16 protein-coding genes are annotated in these 17,030 nt (G+C 65.2%); 9 read left to right on the top strand and 7 right to left on the bottom strand.

Annotation, left to right across the window (positions count from 1 at the left end):
* Positions 1–100: 100 nt before the first annotated feature.
* The 4 genes from ribBA to nrdR are packed head-to-tail and all read right to left on the bottom strand — an operon-like array spanning position 101 to position 3,524.
* Positions 101–1,192: a bifunctional 3,4-dihydroxy-2-butanone-4-phosphate synthase/GTP cyclohydrolase II gene (gene ribBA, locus BT179_RS18770; protein ID WP_072395574.1), complete on the bottom strand. Its 1,092-nt coding sequence runs from the start codon at positions 1,190–1,192 to the stop codon at positions 101–103.
* Between the two features lie 16 nt (positions 1,193–1,208).
* Positions 1,209–1,883, bottom strand: coding sequence for a riboflavin synthase (locus tag BT179_RS18765; RefSeq protein WP_072395572.1), 675 nt, complete (start codon positions 1,881–1,883; stop codon positions 1,209–1,211).
* Between the two features lie 46 nt (positions 1,884–1,929).
* Positions 1,930–3,063, bottom strand: a complete 1,134-nt coding sequence (ribD, locus tag BT179_RS18760; RefSeq protein WP_072431434.1) for a bifunctional diaminohydroxyphosphoribosylaminopyrimidine deaminase/5-amino-6-(5-phosphoribosylamino)uracil reductase RibD — start codon at positions 3,061–3,063, stop codon at positions 1,930–1,932.
* On the bottom strand, positions 3,060–3,524 hold the full coding sequence (gene nrdR / locus BT179_RS18755) for a transcriptional regulator NrdR (protein WP_013694316.1): 465 nt from the start codon (positions 3,522–3,524) through the stop codon (positions 3,060–3,062). The genes ribD and nrdR overlap by 4 nt, the downstream gene beginning before the upstream one ends.
* Before the next feature lie 127 nt (positions 3,525–3,651).
* On the opposite strand from nrdR, the gene BT179_RS18750 reads away from it, so the two are divergent.
* From BT179_RS18750 to trxA, 3 genes are all read left to right on the top strand, one after another.
* Entirely contained in the window at positions 3,652–4,116 is a 465-nt protein-coding gene (locus BT179_RS18750) for a YbaY family lipoprotein (RefSeq protein ID WP_072395568.1), read from the top strand.
* Between the two features lie 11 nt (positions 4,117–4,127).
* Positions 4,128–4,787 (top strand): class I SAM-dependent methyltransferase, encoded by a 660-nt coding sequence (locus BT179_RS18745; protein ID WP_072431449.1) that lies wholly within the window; start codon positions 4,128–4,130, stop codon positions 4,785–4,787.
* A 176-nt stretch (positions 4,788–4,963) separates the two neighbouring features.
* Entirely contained in the window at positions 4,964–5,836 is an 873-nt protein-coding gene (trxA, locus tag BT179_RS18740; protein ID WP_072395557.1) for a thioredoxin, read from the top strand.
* A gap of 61 nt (positions 5,837–5,897) precedes the next feature.
* Here the strand turns inward: trxA and BT179_RS18735 are convergent, their stop codons facing one another.
* Positions 5,898–6,245, bottom strand: a complete 348-nt coding sequence (locus tag BT179_RS18735) for a hypothetical protein (RefSeq protein WP_072395555.1) — start codon at positions 6,243–6,245, stop codon at positions 5,898–5,900.
* A gap of 130 nt (positions 6,246–6,375) precedes the next feature.
* Here BT179_RS18735 and BT179_RS18730 point away from each other — a divergent pair, with 130 nt between their 5' ends.
* The 5 genes from BT179_RS18730 to BT179_RS18710 all read left to right on the top strand — a co-directional run bounded on the left by BT179_RS18730 (position 6,376) and on the right by BT179_RS18710 (position 10,480).
* Entirely contained in the window at positions 6,376–6,960 is a 585-nt protein-coding gene (locus tag BT179_RS18730; protein WP_072431435.1) for a DUF2796 domain-containing protein, read from the top strand.
* Positions 6,961–7,090: 130 nt separating this feature from the next.
* Positions 7,091–7,801, top strand: a complete 711-nt coding sequence (locus BT179_RS18725) for an ABC transporter ATP-binding protein (protein ID WP_072431436.1) — start codon at positions 7,091–7,093, stop codon at positions 7,799–7,801.
* Between the two features lies 1 nt (position 7,802).
* Entirely contained in the window at positions 7,803–9,068 is a 1,266-nt protein-coding gene (locus BT179_RS18720) for an ABC transporter permease (RefSeq protein ID WP_072395549.1), read from the top strand.
* An 11-nt stretch (positions 9,069–9,079) separates the two neighbouring features.
* Positions 9,080–9,598 (top strand): DUF3299 domain-containing protein, encoded by a 519-nt coding sequence (locus BT179_RS18715; RefSeq protein WP_072431437.1) that lies wholly within the window; start codon positions 9,080–9,082, stop codon positions 9,596–9,598.
* A 183-nt stretch (positions 9,599–9,781) separates the two neighbouring features.
* Complete coding sequence (locus tag BT179_RS18710) at positions 9,782–10,480, top strand: OmpW/AlkL family protein (RefSeq protein ID WP_072395544.1); 699 nt, start codon at positions 9,782–9,784, stop codon at positions 10,478–10,480.
* 83 nt (positions 10,481–10,563) lie between these two features.
* Here BT179_RS18710 and BT179_RS18705 read toward each other — a convergent pair whose 3' ends face one another.
* Positions 10,564–11,493 carry an NAD-dependent epimerase/dehydratase family protein gene (locus tag BT179_RS18705; RefSeq protein ID WP_072395542.1) on the bottom strand — a complete coding sequence of 310 codons (930 nt, stop codon included), beginning with the start codon at positions 11,491–11,493 and terminating at the stop codon, positions 10,564–10,566.
* Positions 11,486–12,370: a sugar nucleotide-binding protein gene (locus tag BT179_RS18700; protein WP_072431438.1), complete on the bottom strand. Its 885-nt coding sequence runs from the start codon at positions 12,368–12,370 to the stop codon at positions 11,486–11,488. Before BT179_RS18700 ends, BT179_RS18705 begins: the two co-directional genes overlap by 8 nt.
* Positions 12,371–12,695: 325 nt before the next feature.
* On the opposite strand from BT179_RS18700, the gene BT179_RS18695 reads away from it, so the two are divergent.
* A complete protein-coding gene (locus BT179_RS18695) occupies positions 12,696–17,009 on the top strand; it encodes a DEAD/DEAH box helicase (protein WP_072431439.1) in 4,314 nt (1,437 codons plus the stop codon).
* The last annotated feature ends 21 nt before the right edge of the window (positions 17,010–17,030 follow it).

Below are 17,030 nucleotides of genomic sequence, written 5' to 3'. Positions count from 1 at the left end.
GGCCCCTTTTCCTGGGACTGCTGCGCAGTCCAGCGGGGATGAATCCCCTCGCCACAATAATCCGACAAGCCTGAACAACAATGCTGAAATCTCCGGGCCTTTATTCGGAGGGCACGTATTCTACAACTTCCAGATCGAAACCGGATATCGCATTGAACTTCATCGGCGCACTCATCAGGCGCATTTTACGCACGCCCAGGTCGCGAAGGATCTGCGAACCGGCACCGACGATGCTGTAGGTGGTCGGTTTTTTCACGGCGGTCTGATCGGCGGTTTCACGGATGTGGGCCAGCAGCACGTCACCGTCGAGGGGATGTCCGAGCAGCAGCACCACGCCGCTGCCGGCCTCGGCCACCGCGGCCATGGCGGCGCGCAGGCTCCAGCGGCCAGGCTGCTTGACCATCAGCAGGTCGCGCAGCGGGTCCATGTTGTGCACCCGGACCAGGGTTGGCTCTTCGGCGCACACGGTGCCCAGGGTCAGCGCCATGTGCACGTCACCCTCCACCGAGTCGCGGTAGGTCACCAGGTTGAAATGGCCCAGCTCGCTGTCCAGCGGCTGCTCGGCGATCCGCTGAACGGTACGTTCGTGGATCATCCGGTAGTGGATCAGGTCGGCGATGGTGCCGATCTTGATGTTGTGTTCGGCGGCGAAGGCTTCCAGTTCCGCGCGACGGGACATGGTGCCGTCGTCGTTCATCACTTCGCAGATCACTCCGGCGGGCTCGAAACCGGCCATGCGCGCCAGGTCGCAAGCCGCTTCGGTGTGGCCGGCGCGGGCCAGGGTGCCGCCGGCCTGGGCCATCAGCGGGAAGATGTGACCGGGGCTGACGATGTCTTCGGCCTTGGCGTCCTTTGCGGCGGCGGCCTGCACGGTGCGCGCACGGTCCGCGGCGGAAATGCCGGTGGTCACGCCTTCGGCGGCCTCGATGGAGACGGTGAACTTGGTGCCGAAGCCGGAGCCATTGCGCGGCGCCATCAGTGGCAGCTTCAGCAGTTCGCAGCGCTCGCGGGTCATCGGCATGCAGATAAGCCCACGGGCATGCTTGGCCATGAAGTTGATGTGTTCGGCCTTGCAGCACTCGGCGGCCATGATCAGGTCGCCTTCGTTCTCGCGGTCTTCGTCATCCATGAGGATGACCATCTTGCCTTGGCGGATGTCTTCAACCAGTTCTTCGATGCTATTGAGCGCCACGCGGCACCCCCTTGGGTCAGGATTTGAGGTAGCCGTTGGCGGCCAGAAAACTTTCAGTGATGTTGCCAGGCTTTTGCGAGGAGCCCGACTCCGCGGCCTTGTCCCCCAGCAGCAGGCGCTCCAGGTAACGGGCCAGCAGGTCGACTTCCAGGTTGACCCGGCGCCCCGGCCGATACGAGGCCATGATGGTTTCGCTCAAGGTATGGGGAATGATCGTCAGCAGGAACTCGGCGCCATCCACCGCGTTGACCGTCAGGCTGGTGCCGTCGACGGTGATCGAGCCTTTATGGGCAATGTACTTGGCCAGTTCTTTCGGGGCGCGGATGCGAAACTCCACCGCCCGGGCGTTATCGGTGCGGGAAACCACTTCGCCGACGCCATCCACATGACCGCTGACCAGATGCCCGCCCAGTCGCGTGGTGGGAGTCAGGGCCTTTTCCAGGTTGACCGGGCTGCCGCTCTTGAGGTCGTTCATGGCGGTGCAGTCGAGCGTCTCGCGACTGACATCGGCCATGAAACCGTTGCCCGGCAGTTCGACGGCCGTCAGGCACACGCCGTTCACGGCGATGCTGTCGCCCAGCTTGACGTCGCTCAGGTCGAGCTTGCCGGTTTCGACGTAGACCCGCACATCACCGCCCTTGGGGGTGAGTGCGCGGATGCTGCCGATGGATTCGATGATGCCGGTAAACATGGAGTCCTCCTCGAGAACAGGCCGCCGCTTGAGCGAAGGCCGGCAATTATACGCTGGCCAGCGGAACGGGAATGGCGATGACTCGCCAGTCATCGCCCACGGCACGGATTTCGGTGATTTTCAGTTCCGCAGCGTCCTTCATCTGCGCCAGCGGCCAGTCCAGCAACGGTCGCGCCGAAGAGCCCAGGAACTTGCCGGCGATGAAAATCTGGAATTCGTCCACCAACCCTTGCCGGGCAAATGCCCCCGCCAGGCGCGGACCGGCCTCCACCAGCACTTCATTGACGCCACGGGCCGCCAGTGCCTTGAGCAGGCGATGCAGATCGACCTGGCCGTCATCCCCCGCCACGATTATGCACTCAGGGCCATTGGCATACTGTTCTTCAACCGCCATGCAGGTGGCGACCAGCGCCGGACCGGCCTTGAAGAAAGGCGCGTCCAGCGGCACCCGCAGGCGCCCGTCCACCAGCACCCGCAGCGGCGGACGGCTCATGACCAGCGCCGTCTGCTGCGCATCCAGCCCCAGTTCGTCGGCGCGCACGGTCAGCCGGGCATTGTCCACCAGCACCGTGTCGGCACCGGTCAAGACCACGCTGGCCTGGGCGCGCAGGCGCTGTACCGCCGAACGCGCGGCGGGACCGGTGATCCATTGGCTTTCGCCGCTTTGCATGGCGGTGCGGCCATCGAGGCTCATGGCGAGCTTGACCCGCACGAAGGGCAGGCCGTGTTCCATGCGCTTGAGGAAACCTTCGTTGAGCTTGCGCGCCTCGCCCTCCAGCACGCCGCTTTGGGTGGCGATGCCGGCCTGGGCCAGCCGCTGCAGGCCGCGACCGGCGACTTCCGGGTTCGGGTCCTGCATCGCCGCCACGACCCTGGCGACACCGGCATTGACCAGCGCATCGGCACAGGGCGGCGTACGCCCATGGTGGCTGCAAGGTTCCAGGGTCACGTAGGCCGTGGCGCCCCGGGCCAGTTCACCGGCGGCGCGCAGGGCATGGACTTCGGCGTGGGGCTCCCCGGCGCGGACATGCCAGCCTTCCCCGACAATCTGTCCGTCACGCACGATCACGCAACCGACCCGCGGATTGGGATGGGTGGTGTAGTGACCACGCCGCGCCAGCTCCAGGGCACGGGCCATGTACTGGGCATCGAGGATGGCCTGTTGCGCCGTAACGGTCATTCTTTCACCGGTTCGCGGGCCAGGCGGTCGATTTCCTCGCGGAACTCGTTCAGGTCCTGGAAGCGCCGATACACCGAGGCGAAGCGAATATAGGCGACTTCGTCGAGCTTCTGCAGCTCGGCCATCACCAGCTCACCGACCACCAGGGATTTGACTTCCCGCTCGCCGGTGGCCCGCAGCTTGTGCTTGATGTGCACCAGCGCCGCTTCCAGGCGCTCGACGCTCACCGGTCGTTTTTCCAGGGCGCGCTGCATACCGGCGCGCAGTTTTTCTTCGTCGAACGGCTGGCGACTGCCGTCGGTCTTGATCAGGCGCGGCAACACCAGTTCAGCGGTCTCGAACGTGGTGAAGCGTTCGCCGCAGGCCAGGCATTCGCGCCGGCGGCGCACCTGTTCGCCCTCGGCGACCAGTCGCGAGTCGATGACCTTGGTGTCGTTGGCACCGCAGAAGGGACAGTGCATGGTGGCAGGCAACAAAAAAAGGGAGGGCCATGGTAGCGCATCCCACTGGCAAGACAAGCCATAGGGTTTACGGTATACAGACGGGCTTATCGCCTGATCCATGGAATTCACCTTGCTGGAGCCACACATGCCGCTACGATCGCTCGTTCTGCTCAGTCTTTTCAGCCTGCTGGTGGCGTGCAGCAGCGACGCCCCGAAACCCGCTGCGCCAGCACCGGCTCCGGCGCCGAAACAGGCCCAGGAGAAAGCCCGGCAAGCCGCGGAGCTGGGGCCGTTGCCCGCCCACCAACGAGAGCTGAGCGGTACCCTCGACGGTGTACCGGCCGGGGCCGAAGTGGAGTTGGCACTGCTGGTGATCGACGACAAGGATCGTCCCCAGCAACTGCTCGCCAGTTCGAGCCTGATCGGTACCAACCAGACCCTGCCCTTCCGCCTGCGCTTCAACCCACAGGCCTTCCCGGTCGGCGCACGGGTGGAGTTGCGCGGACGCGCCACCCAGTCGGGCCAGTTGATCCTGCACCTGCCGGAACAGCGGATCACGCAACCGACCACCCAGGCCCTGGGCTCGCTGCAATTCGTCAAGGCGCCGTGATCCGCCAAGGCATGCAGGCACCGCAGACCCTGCAACAGGCCCTGGGCGAACTGCTGGGCGACGCGCGGCTGACGGCCTGCCCGCTGCCCGGTACGGACCTGGGGCTGTGGCTGATCGACGGCGACAACATGGACCGGGCCTTCAGCCCGGAAGAAACCCGGCGCATCCTTCACGAACCGCCGTACTGGAGCTTCTGCTGGGCCAGCGGCCTGGCGATGGCCCGCTATCTGGCTGAGCGGCCGCACTGGGTGGAAGGCAAGCGGGTACTGGACTTCGGCGCCGGCTCCGGCGTGGCGGGCATCGCGGCGGTCAAGGCCGGGGCGCTGGAAGTGGTGGCGTGCGACCTCGATCCGCTGGCGATTGCCGCGTGCCGGGCCAATGCGGCGCTCAATGGCGTGGAGCTGGGGTATTCGACGGACTTTTTCGCCGAGGCCGATCGCTTCGACCTGGTGCTGGTGGCCGATGTGCTCTACGACCGGGCCAACCTGCCACTGCTCGATCACTTCCTCAGCCGCGGCCGCGAGGCCCTGGTGGCCGACTCCCGGGTACGGGACTTCCGGCATCCGCTGTACCGGCGTATCGAACTGCTCGAGGCCATGACCTTGCCGGACCTGGCCGAGCCAGAAGAGTTTCGGCATGTGAGCCTGTACCACGCGCAGCGCCAGTTCTAGAAGCCTCGCGAGCAAGCTCGCTTCCACAAGGGATCCAGTGCTCATGGGAGCCCCGTGGGAGCGGGCTTGCTCACGATGGGGCCCTGCCCATCAACACGCCTCTTACCGACACCCCGCTTTCAGCCACCCCCACCAAGCCGTATAGTTGCTCCATTCAAGCGTTCTATGAGATTCCCATGACCCAGGACACGCCCTACATCTTCGACGCCACCACCGCCGATTTCGACCAGTCGGTGATCGCGAACTCTTTCCACAAGCCCGTGCTGGTCGATTTCTGGGCCGAGTGGTGCGCCCCGTGCAAGGCGCTGATGCCGATGCTGCAAGGGATCGCCGAGAGTTATCGGGGCGAACTGCTGCTGGCCAAGGTGAACTGCGATATCGAACAGGACATCGTCGCCCGCTTCGGTATCCGCAGCCTGCCCACGGTGGTGCTGTTCAAGGATGGCCAGCCCGTCGATGGTTTCGCCGGGGCCCAGCCCGAATCGGCGGTGCGGGCGATGCTCGAACCCCACGTACAGATGCCGCCGCCAGCCGCCGCCGACCCGTTCGAGCAAGCCCAGGCACTGTTCGACGAGGGGCGCTATGCCGACGCTGAAGCCCTGCTCAAGACGCTGCTGGGTGAAGACAACACCAACGCCAAGGCGCTGATCCTGTACGCCCGTTGCCTGACCGAACGCGGTGAACTGGGCGAAGCGCAAACCGTGCTCGACGCGGTGAAAAGCGATGAGCACAAGGCCGCCCTTGCCGGGGCCAAGGCGCAGATCCAGTTTCTCGCCCTGGCCCGGAACCTGCCGGATGCCGCCGACCTCAAGGCACGCCTGGCCAAGGACCCGCAGGACGATGAAGCGGTGTATCAACTGGCTGTCCAGCAACTGGCCCGCCAGCAGTACGAACCGGCCCTCGATGCGCTGCTCAAGCTGTTCACCCGCAACCGCGCCTACAGCGAAGGCTTGCCTCACAAGACGCTGCTGCAGGTGTTCGAACTGCTGGGCAACGACCATCCGCTGGTGACGACCTATCGTCGCAAGCTGTTCGCAGCGTTGTATTGAAGAGGCAGTTGCAAGCTTCACGCTACAAGCGTCAAGACGGTTTTAGCCTGTAGCTTGAAACCTACTCTGCGACCCAGCTATAGAGCGGCGTATCGCCGCCGCTCGATACTTTCACCTCGGCGCAATGGCGCAACCGCACCAGCAGACGCTTGCCCGCCGACGCGCTGCCGGTCAGGCCTTCGAGCTGTTCCAGCAGGTCCGGGCCGCTCAGTTGCCCAGCCTTGCGCAGCAGTTCCCTGGCGATCTGCCATTGGGCATCGTCCTGGTTCGTCGGTTTGGTCGCCGGTGCCGCCGTGCCTTCGGACTTGGCCACTTGCAACTGCGCGCCGAGCTGCGCCCAGTCGCCCTCATCCATTTCGATCGACAAGTCCACCGGCCAATCGCCGACGGTTCCGCGTATGCGCAACATCACCGTGCTCCTGAAGATTTAATGTTGCCATGCTCCCATGGGCCTTGCGCGACGCCAAGCAGCCGGTCAAACTCTCCGCACTTTCGTTATAAGATTACATAACACATATTCACCTGTCCGGAGACTCGTCATGCGCCGTCTGCTTCTCGCCCTGCCGTTTGCCCTGCTGCCTTTGGCTGTCGCCCATGCGGCCGCCGAGCATGATCACGACCATGACCATGAACATGGCAGCCTCGGCGCCCACGAACACGGGGTCGGCCGCTTGAGCGCCGTGCTGGACGGCCAGACCCTGGAACTGGACCTGGACAGCCCGGCCATGAACCTGGTGGGCTTCGAACATGCCGCCACCAGCGACGCCGACAAGAAAAAGGTCGCCGCCGTCCGGGCCCAGCTGGAAAAGCCCCAGGCCTTGTTCAACCTGGCCGATGCCAAATGCTCCCTGGCCCAGCAGGAGCTGGAAAGCCCGCTGTTCGGCGACGAGCCGGAGCATGCAGGCCATGACGAAGACGACGATGGCGACGAGCACCACGAACACAGCGAGATCCACGCCCGTTACCAGTTCACCTGTGTCGCGCCTGGCGCCCTGACCCACCTGGACGTGGCGCCCCTGTTCAAGATCTTCCCCGCCACCCAGAAAATCCAGGTACAACTGATCGGCCCGAGCGGCCAGCAAGGCGCGGAATTGACGCCCAAGGCGGCCAGCCTGAAATTCTGATTCACTGCAAACCCCATGGGGAGCGAGCTTGCTCGCGATCAGGCCGACACATCCGAACGGATGCAGCCTGACACCGCCATCGCGAGCAAGCTCGCTCCCACAGGGTTCACCTTGATCTGACCGGTTTCATATGACCCAAGCTCTCATCGAACTGTCCGACCTGGTCTTCAGCTGGCCCGGACATCCGCCCTTGCTGGACATTCCGGCATTTCGCCTGGAAGCCGGCGAGACCCTGTTCCTGAAAGGCCCCAGCGGCAGCGGCAAGACCACCCTGCTGGGGCTGCTGGGCGCAGTACAGACACCGGACCGGGGCAGCATTCGCCTGCTCGGTCAGGAGCTCAGCGCGCTGAGCGCCGCCAGCCGCGATCGCTTTCGGGTGGACCACACCGGCTATATCTTCCAGCAATTCAACCTGCTGCCGTTCCTTTCGGTGCGGGAAAACGTCGAGCTGCCCTGCCACTTTTCCCGGTTGCGCGCGCAACGTGCCGTGCAGCGCCATGGCAGTGTCGGCCAGGCCGCCGCTACGCTGCTGACGCACCTGGGGTTGGCCGATCCGGACCTGCTCGGGCGCCGCGCCGACTCATTGTCCATCGGCCAGCAGCAACGGGTCGCTGCCGCCCGGGCCCTGATTGGCCAGCCGGAACTGGTGATCGCCGACGAGCCCACTTCGGCACTGGACCACGATGCTCGGGAAAACTTCCTGCGGCTGTTGTTCGCCGAATGCCGCGAAGCGGGGTCGAGCCTGTTGTTTGTCAGCCATGACCGGAGCCTGGCGCCGCTGTTCGACCGCAACCTCTCGCTGGCCGATCTCAATCGCGCCGCCACGCCACTCGAGGTCTGAGATGTATCTGTTCCGTCTAGCCATGGCCAGCCTGGCGAACCGCCGCTTCACCGCGTTCCTCACCGCCTTTGCCATCGCCCTGTCGGTCTGCCTGTTGCTGGCGGTGGAGCGAGTGCGCACCGAGGCCCGCGCCAGTTTCGCCAGCACCATCAGTGGCACCGACCTGATCGTCGGCGCCCGCTCAGGCTCGGTGAACCTGTTGCTGTATTCGGTATTCCGCATCGGCAACGCCACCAATAACATTCGCTGGGACAGCTTCGAACACTTCGCCAGCAATCCGAAGGTCAAATGGGCCATTCCCATGTCCCTGGGCGATTCCCATCGCGGCTACCGGGTCATGGGGACCACCGAGGCCTACTTCGAGCATTACCGGTATGGCCGCCAGCAACACCTGGCGCTGGCCGATGGCCGGGCGTTCGCCACCGATCCCTTCGAAGTGGTGCTTGGCGCCGAAGTGGCCGAAGCGTTGCACTACAAGCTCGGCGACAAACTGGTATTGGCCCACGGCGTGGCGACAGTCAGCCTGGTCAAGCATGACGACAAGCCCTTCACCGTAGTCGGCATCCTCAAGCGCACCGGCACTCCGGTGGATCGCACGCTGCACATCAGCCTCGGCGGCATGGAAGCGATCCATATCGACTGGAAGAATGGCGTGCCGGCCCAGGGCAACGGTCGCATCAGCGCCGACCAGGCTCGCAACATGGACCTCACGCCCCAGGCGATCACCGCGTTCATGCTCGGCCTCAACAACAAGATTTCCACCTTTGCCCTGCAGCGCGAGGTCAATGAGTTCCGAGGCGAACCACTGCTGGCGATCCTGCCCGGCGTGGCGTTGCAGGAGCTGTGGAGCCTGATGGGCACGGCGGAAAAGGCCCTGTTCGTGATATCCCTGTTTGTGGTGCTGACCGGCCTGATCGGCATGCTCACGGCGATCCTCACCAGCCTCAACGAGCGCCGCCGGGAAATGGCGATCCTGCGCTCGGTGGGTGCCCGGCCGTGGCACATCGCGAGCCTGCTGGTGCTCGAGGCCTTCGCCTTGGCGCTGGCCGGGGTGGCCGCGGGGCTGGTCTTGCTCTATGTCGGCATTGCCGCGGCACAGGGCTACGTGCAGTCGACCTACGGCTTGTACCTGCCGCTGGCCTGGCCGAGCGAGTATGAATGGACGCTCATGGCTGGCATCCTGGTCGCCGCCCTGCTGATGGGCACCGTGCCGGCCTGGCGCGCCTATCGCCAATCCCTGGCCGATGGCCTGTCGATCCGTTTATGAGGACGTTGAACATGCCCCGCGCCCTGCTTGCGCTGCTGCTGATGGTCGCCCTGCCCCTGTGGGCGGCCGAACCGAGAGACCTGGCCTGGTCGGAAATGATCCCGGCCGGGGCACCGCCCGAGGTGCCGAACATGACCCCGCTGCACGACCTGTCGCAGATGGGCGATGCCTTGGCCGCCGAATCCGCCCCGGCGGCCAGGCAGGACATGCCCAATGCGCCGGTGGTCAAGGAACTCGATGGCCAGCAGATTCGTTTGCCGGGCTACATCGTGCCCCTGGAAGTGAGCGAGGAAGGCCGGACCACGGACTTCCTGCTGGTGCCGTATTTCGGCGCCTGCATCCATGTACCGCCTCCGCCCTCGAACCAGATCGTGCATGTGAAAAGCGAAGTCGGGGTCAAGCTCGATGAGCTGTATCAGCCGTATTGGGTCGAAGGGCCGATGCAGGTCAAGCCGTCCACCAGTGAACTGGCCGATGCCGGGTACCAGATGGAGGCCGAGAAGATCTACGTGTATGAGTTGCCGGAGTGAATCGGCTGGTGATGTGCAGTCCGTTGGGTAGCTTGCTCGCGATGGGGCCGTCAAGGCTTGCTCATCATCACTTCATTGAGCTGAGTCAATTAATCGACCAAGACTCATTGAGCTGAGTCAAAAGACCGGGGCAGACGCCTTCGTACCATAGGACATCAATTTCAAATGTTCTCTGGAGCCCCCATGCACAAGTCCTTGCTCAGCGCTTCCCTGGTCGCCCTCGCACTCGCTGCCCCCATCGCCCAGGCCCATACGGCCGGCGATATCATCGTTCGCGCCGGCGCCATCACCGTCAATCCGGAGGCCGACAGTTCCAGCGTCAAGGTCGACCGTGGTCCGCTGGCCGGTGCCGACCTGGGCGGCAAGGCGACCATGAGCAGCGACACTCAACTGGGCCTGAACTTCGCCTACATGATCACCAACAACCTGGGGATCGAGCTGCTGGCGGCGTCGCCGTTCGAGCACGATGTGAAGATCAAGGGCACCGCCCTGGGCGCGGCCAACAACAAGCTCGGTACCCTGAAGCACTTGCCTCCGACCCTGAGCCTGGTCTACTACCCGCTCGACGCGAAGTCGGCCTTCCAGCCTTATGTCGGCGCCGGCATCAACTACACCTGGATCTACGACGAACACGTGGGCAGCGAAGCCAGCGCCAACGGCTTCAGCAACTTCCGCGCAAGCAACAGCTGGGGCATGGCGTGGCAGGTGGGCGCTGACTACATGCTGACCGACAACATCATGATCAACGGTCAGGTTCGCTATATCGACATCGACACTACCGCCTATGTCGACAACAACGCCGTGGCCGGCGGCACCCGGGCCAAGGTGAACGTCGACGTGGATCCATGGATCTACATGGTGGGCTTGGGCTACAAGTTCTGACCTGCAGCACGATGGCAAGTTGAAAACACACAACAGCGTATGCCGTGACAAAAAAAGGCGCCTCGAAAGGCGCCTTTTCTCATTCAGCGGCCCAGCAGCCGCGCCAGCCCCACGCTCATCGGTGTCTGCGGGGGAAAGCGGAAGCGCTGCAACAGCCGGTGATTGTCGGCCCGTGAGTGCCGGATATCGCCAGGACGCGCCGGACCATGGCTGATCGGCGGCAAGTCACCGACCACCGCGGCCAGCGCCTGAAGCATCTGCTTGAGGGTCGTGGCCTGGTTCCAGCCCACGTTCACCGCCCCGACTTCAACCTCGGTTTTCTCGATGGCCTGCACCAGCAGGTCCACCAGGTCTTCGACATAGACAAAGTCCCGGGTCTGCTCACCATCGCCGAAGATGGTAATCGGCAGGCCTTTCTGCGCCCGTTCGCTGAAGATGCTGATCACACCGGAATACGGTGAGGACGGATCCTGGCGCGGGCCGTAGATATTGAAGAAGCGGAACACCACCGGCTCCAGGTCATGCTGGCGACGATAGAAATCCAGGTAGAACTCGCTGGCCAGCTTGTCCGAGGCATACGGCGTGAGCGGCGCCTTGGGAGTGTCTTCGTCGATGGACTGGCCTTCGCCGTTGTTGCCATAGACCGCCGCGCTGGAAGCGAACAGCACCCGCTTGACGCCGGCCTGGCGCATGGCTTCACAGACGTTCAGGGTGCCAATGAAATTGCTCTGGTGGGTGCGCACCGGGTCGTCCACCGAAGCCTGCACCGAGGCCACGGCGGCCAGGTGCGCGACGGCACTGCAACCGGCCATGGCCCGGGCCACCAGCGCCGCGTCGGCGACATCGCCCTCGATCAGCTCCACGGCAGGGTTGTCCAGGGGCAGGTTGCTGCGCTTGCCGGTAGACAAATCGTCGAGGATTCGCACCGAATGGCCCTGGGCGAGCAACGCGTCGGTCAGGTGCGAACCGATGAAACCCGCACCGCCGGTAATGAGAACAGGGCCTTTAGCCATGACGATAGAACCTATCCAGGAGAGACGGGAGGGCCGCGCGCCAGGCGCGGGGCTTGATCCCGAAGGTATGCAGAATTTTCTTGCAGGCCAGGACCGCGTGCTGCGGTTCTTCCGCGGCGTCCGGCCGTGCGGCGTGGGCCTGGGGCGTGGGCGACTCGATCGCCAGCGGATGCAGGGCGCGGGCTTCGGTCAGGATCGCCTGCCCCAGCGCCAGCGGCGTGGTCGCCTCGTGTCCGGCGTAATGGTAGGTGCCCCACAGCGGCGCCGCACAGTCGAGCTGCTTGAGCACGGAGATGATGACCCGCGCCGCGTCATCGACCGGCGTTGGATTGCCGCGACGGTCGTCGGCCAGCAGTAATTCCTCGGGGTGTTCGGCCCGGGCCAGGAAGCGCCCCAGGATGCCGTCGGGGCTGTCGTCCAGCAGCCAGCCGAAACGCAGCAGCACATGCTGCGGGCAGGTGGCCCGCACGCTCTGCTCGATCCGCCACAGTGCCTGGCCGCGCAGGCCCAGGGGCACCGGTTCGTCCTTTTCGCTGTAGGCGGTGGCGCGGGAACCGTCGAAGACGCGATAGCTCGACGGTTGCAGCAAGATGATATTGTGATGCTGGCACAACTCGGCCAGGCGCTCGACGGCACGCTCCTGGCTGGCCAGGCGCTGTTCGCTCACCGCCTCGGCCTGGAACCAGTCGAAGTAGTACGCCAGGTTGATCACGGCGTCCGGGCGGGTGTCGTCGAGCAGCTGCGTCAGGCTCGCGGCATCCCAGCCGTCTTCGGGCGGGCGGGGGGCGAGAAAACCGATGTCTTCTTCCGCACCGAGGCGAATCAGCGCCTGCCCAAGGGCATTTCCGCCGCCCAGTAACATAAGGCGCATTCGCATAAAGTCAGCAGGCCCAGTCTGTTGGCACAAGAATTTGGTCGACAACGCCCACAGGCGTCGTCGGAATCCTTGCATTTTGCGGGTTTAGTGCGCAACCGTCATCCGTAAAGTGTGGATCGCATCCTACAAGGTTGGTAGCTGGCCTGTGGCGAGGGGATTTATCCCCGTTGGGCTGCGAAGCGGCCCCTTTGATTGCCACCCGGGCGGGTCAGGTCCATTCCATTCGTCCGGGGCTGTCTTGCAGCCCGGCGGGGATAACTGCCCCTCGCCACAGACGCAGTATCAGTACTTGCATCTTCCCCACTGCGCCCGCATAAACTGCCACATGAATCTGCCCCTTGCCGCCGACCACGCCATGGCAGGCTTCCACCCTGCCGTCCGCGCCTGGTTCAGCCAGACATTCCCGGCGATCACGGCCGCCCAGGCCCGGGCCTGGCCGCTGATCGGCCAGCGCCGTTCGACCCTGGTGGCCGCGCCCACCGGCTCGGGCAAGACCCTGACCGCCTTCCTCGCGGTGCTCGATGAACTGGTGCATCGCGGCCTTGAACAGGGCGGCCTGCCGGACCAGACGCTGGTGGTCTACGTCTCGCCGCTCAAGGCGCTGAGCAACGACATCCGGATCAACCTGCAGAATCCACTGGCCGGCATCACCGAACAACTGCGGCGGATGGACCTGCCGCCCCTGCACATCACCACCGCCGTGCGCACCGGCGACACGCCGCAGAAAGAACGCTCGGCCATGCGCAAGACCGCGCCGCACATCCTGGTGACCACCCCTGAATCGCTCTATGTGTTGCTGGGCTCCGATTCGGGCCGGCAGATGCTCGCCAGCACCCGTACGGTCATCGTCGACGAGATACATGCCATCGCGGCGAGCAAGCGCGGCAGTCACCTGGCCTTGAGCCTGGAGCGCCTGCAGGCGTTGTGTGCCGAACCGCTGGTGCGCATCGGCCTGTCCGCCACGCAGAAACCCATCGAAGCGGTGTCGCGCTTTCTGGTGGGCGCAAGACGCCCGTGTGAAATCGTCGACATCGGCCACGCCCGCCCCCGGGACCTGGGCATCGAAGTGCCTCCGGTACCGCTCTCGGCGGTAATGGCCAACGACGTGTGGGAGCTGGTCTACAACCGCCTCGCCGACCTGGCCCGTGAGCACCGCACCACGCTGGTGTTCGTCAACACCCGACGCCTGGCCGAACGCCTGAGTCGCCATCTGAGCGAACGCCTGGGCAAGGACGCGGTGGCGGCCCATCACGGCAGCCTCGCGAAGGAGTTCCGCCTCGACGCCGAGCAGCGTCTCAAGCGCGGCGAACTGCAGGTATTGATTGCCACCGCGTCCCTGGAACTGGGGATCGACATCGGTGATGTCGACCTGGTGTGCCAGATCGCCTCGCCCCGCTCGATTTCGGCGTTCCTGCAGCGGGTCGGCCGCTCCGGCCACCAGGTCGGAGGGACGCCCAAGGGGCGCCTGTTCGCCACCACCCGCGACGACCTTATCGAATGCGCCGCCCTGCTCGATTGCGTGCGCCGTGGCGAGCTGGACATCCTGCACATTCCCACCGCGCCGCTGGATGTGCTGGCCCAGCAGATCGTCGCGGAGGTCAGTTGCCAGGAATGGCAGGAACAGGCGCTGCTGGAGACCTTCCGTCGCGCTTCGCCCTACGCCGCCCTGGACGAAGGGCACTACCAGGCATTGCTGCAGATGCTCGCCGAAGGCGTCAACGGCCGCCAGGGCGTGCGCAGCGCATACCTGCACCGAGACGCTGTCAGCCGTACCCTGCGCGGGCGCCGGGGCAGCAAGCTGACGGCGGTGACCAGCGGCGGCACCATCCCGGACAACGCCGACTACAGCGTGCTGCTCGAACCCCAGGGGTTGAACATCGGCAGCGTCAACGAAGACTTCGCGGTGGAAAGCATCGCCGGCGACGTGTTCCAGCTGGGCAACACGTCCTACCGCATCATTCGCGTCGAGACCGGCCGCGTGCGGGTCGAGGACGCCCAGGGCCAGCCCCCGACCATTCCGTTCTGGCTCGGCGAAGCGCCAGGGCGCAGCGCCGAGCTGTCCATGGCGGTGGCGCGCCTGCAGGCTCAGCTCGACCGTCTGTTGGGCGCGACGCCGGGCAATCTGCAACCGGCCCTGGACTGGCTGACCGGCACCCTGCAGTTGAACCAGGCCAGCGCCGAGCAGTTGGTGGATTACCTGGCCCCGGCCCGGCTGGCCTTCGGCGCCTTGCCGTCCCAGGACACCTTGCTGATGGAACGCTTTTTCGACGAGTCCGGCGGCACCCAACTGATCATCCACAGCCCTTTCGGCAGCCGCATCAACCGCGCCTGGGGCCTGGCCCTGCGCAAGCGGTTCTGCCGCACCTTCAATTTCGAGCTGCAGGCCGCCGCCAGCGAAGACGCCATCGTGCTTTCGCTGTCCACCAGTCATAGCTTCGAGCTGGACGAGGTCTGGCGCTACCTCAACAGCCAGAGCGCCGAGCAGGTCCTCGTCCAGGCCGTGCTGGATGCGCCATTGTTCGGCGTGCGCTGGCGCTGGAACGCCGGCGTGGCCCTGGCCTTGCCGCGCTACACCGGCGGGCGCAAGGTCGCGCCGCAGATCCAGCGGATGAAAAGCGAAGACCTGATCGCCAGCGTGTTTCCCGACCAGATCGCCTGCCTGGAAAACCTCGCCGGTGAACGGGAGATCCCCGATCATCCCCTGGTGGAACAGACGCTCGACGATTGCCTGCATGAAGCCATGGACAGCGAAGGCTGGCTGACACTGTTGCGACGCATGGAAGCGGGGGAAATCCGCCTGATCAGCCGGGACCTGCCGGCCCCCTCGCCCCTGGCGGCGGAAATCCTCAGCGCCCGGCCCTACACGTTCCTCGACGATGCACCGCTGGAAGAGCGTCGCACCCAGGCGGTGATCAATCGCCGCTGGAGCGACCCACAGTCCACCGATGACCTTGGCGCGCTGGACGCCGAGGCCATCCAGGCCGTCCAGGACGAAGCCTGGCCGACACCGGCCACTGTCGATGAAATGCATGAAACGCTGATGAGCCTGGCCTGTATCGCCGACCACGAAGCCACCGCCCATGCCTCATGGCCGGGTTGGTTGCGGACGTTGGCCGACAGCGGTCGCGCCTGTCACATTCAGATCAGCACCGAACGCGGCCTGTGGCTGCCCCTGGAACGGTTGACCTGCCTGCAGGCGATTTATCCACAGGCTTCATGGCAACCGCCATTGACTCCCCTGGCCGGTTTCGACGAAGCCTGGGATCCCGACGAGGCCGTAGTGGAACTGCTCCGCGCTCGCCTCAGCGCCTTCGGTCCGCAGCCCCTCATGGCCATCGCTTACCCGTTGGGCTTGTCGACGCCACAGGTCACCCAGGCCTTGGCGCAACTCGAACAGCAAGGCTACGTGCTGCGGGGGCGGTTCACACCGGGTGGCGGGCAGGAGCAATGGTGCGAGCGACACCTGCTGGCGCGCATCCATCGCTATACCGTCAAGCGTCTGCGCCGGGAAATCGAACCGGTGTCGCTTAAGGACTTCATGCGCTTTTTGTTCGACTGGCAACACCTGTCGCCCGCCACCCAGGGCCGGGGCGCGGCCGTCCTGCCGTCGATCGTTGGTCAGTTCGAAGGCTACCCGGCCGCCGCCTCGGCCTGGGACGGTGAGCTGCTGCCGGCGCGGATCAAGGACTATTCGCCCACCTGGCTCGACGAACTGTGTCGCAGCGGCAAACTGGTGTGGACGCGCCTCAATGCCCGGCAGAAACCATCGGCCGGCGCCCTGCGCAGCACGCCGATCGTATTGCTGCCGCGCAACCGGGTCGCCCTGTGGAGTGGCCTGGCCGAGCAAACGCCCCCCGGCGAACTGTCCCTGAAGACGCAAAAGGTCCATCGGGCCCTCAGCGAGCACGGCGCCCTGTTCTTCGACGAACTGCTGCACGAAGCGCATCTGTTGCGCAGTGAACTGGAGATCGCCTTGCAGGAGCTGGTGGGCGCCGGACTGGTGAACGCCGACAGTTTCGCCGGGTTACGGGCGTTGATCACCCCTGCCAGCAAACGCCAGGCCCGCAGCAGTCGGCGTGGGCGCGGGGCGTTTGTCGGCGGCATGGACGACGCCGGCCGCTGGGCCCTGCTCCGCCGCAGCCAACCCGCCCCCGAAGAAGGCAATCGCCCCGCATCGACCCCGCCCGAGACGCTGGAACACATCGCCATGACCCTGTTGCGCCGCTACGGGGTGGTGTTCTGGCGCATGCTGGAGCGCGAAGCCGACTGGCTGCCGAGCTGGCGCGAGCTGCTGCCCACGTTCCATCGCCTGGAAGCCCGCGGGGAAATTCGCGGCGGGCGCTTCGTCAGCGGCCTGGCAGGCGAGCAATTCGCCCTGCCGGAAGCCATCCCGCTGCTGCGCGAAGTGCGCCGCCGCCCCACCGACGGCAGCCTGATCGCCGTGTGCGGGGTCGACCCATTGAACCTGGCCGGCACCCTGCTGCCAGGGGCGAAAGTACCGGCGCTGGCGAGTAATCGGCTGGTGTATCTGGATGGGCTGCCGGTAGCGGCGCAGATCGCCGGCAAGCAGCATCTTTGGATGGAGCTGGATGCTCAAGGGATGGCTGAGGTCCGGAACAAGCTTATTCAGAAAGGTTGAGGGTGTCTGGACGGCCCCCCG

Source organism: Pseudomonas sp. NFACC43, assembly GCF_900119645.1.
In the GTDB taxonomy this organism is placed as follows: Bacteria; Pseudomonadota; Gammaproteobacteria; order Pseudomonadales; family Pseudomonadaceae; genus Aquipseudomonas.
This window is presented reverse-complemented; position numbering and strand designations above follow the sequence as displayed.

Bases quoted from the DNA above. Each gene is read 5' to 3' on its own strand.
- BT179_RS18720 (WP_072395549.1), top strand. From the start codon at position 7,803: ATGTATCTGTTCCGTCTAGCCATGGCCAGCCTGGCGAACCGCCGCTTC.
- BT179_RS18745 (WP_072431449.1), top strand. From the start codon at position 4,128: ATGCAGGCACCGCAGACCCTGCAACAGGCCCTGGGCGAACTGCTGGGC.
- BT179_RS18700 (WP_072431438.1), bottom strand. From the start codon at position 12,370: ATGCGAATGCGCCTTATGTTACTGGGCGGCGGAAATGCCCTTGGGCAG.
- BT179_RS18705 (WP_072395542.1), bottom strand. From the start codon at position 11,493: ATGGCTAAAGGCCCTGTTCTCATTACCGGCGGTGCGGGTTTCATCGGT.
- BT179_RS18710 (WP_072395544.1), top strand. From the start codon at position 9,782: ATGCACAAGTCCTTGCTCAGCGCTTCCCTGGTCGCCCTCGCACTCGCT.
- BT179_RS18715 (WP_072431437.1), top strand. From the start codon at position 9,080: ATGCCCCGCGCCCTGCTTGCGCTGCTGCTGATGGTCGCCCTGCCCCTG.
- trxA (WP_072395557.1), top strand. From the start codon at position 4,964: ATGACCCAGGACACGCCCTACATCTTCGACGCCACCACCGCCGATTTC.
- BT179_RS18725 (WP_072431436.1), top strand. From the start codon at position 7,091: ATGACCCAAGCTCTCATCGAACTGTCCGACCTGGTCTTCAGCTGGCCC.
- BT179_RS18730 (WP_072431435.1), top strand. From the start codon at position 6,376: ATGCGCCGTCTGCTTCTCGCCCTGCCGTTTGCCCTGCTGCCTTTGGCT.
- BT179_RS18750 (WP_072395568.1), top strand. From the start codon at position 3,652: ATGCCGCTACGATCGCTCGTTCTGCTCAGTCTTTTCAGCCTGCTGGTG.
- BT179_RS18765 (WP_072395572.1), bottom strand. From the start codon at position 1,883: ATGTTTACCGGCATCATCGAATCCATCGGCAGCATCCGCGCACTCACC.
- BT179_RS18735 (WP_072395555.1), bottom strand. From the start codon at position 6,245: ATGTTGCGCATACGCGGAACCGTCGGCGATTGGCCGGTGGACTTGTCG.
- BT179_RS18695 (WP_072431439.1), top strand. From the start codon at position 12,696: ATGAATCTGCCCCTTGCCGCCGACCACGCCATGGCAGGCTTCCACCCT.
- nrdR (WP_013694316.1), bottom strand. From the start codon at position 3,524: ATGCACTGTCCCTTCTGCGGTGCCAACGACACCAAGGTCATCGACTCG.
- ribD (WP_072431434.1), bottom strand. From the start codon at position 3,063: ATGACCGTTACGGCGCAACAGGCCATCCTCGATGCCCAGTACATGGCC.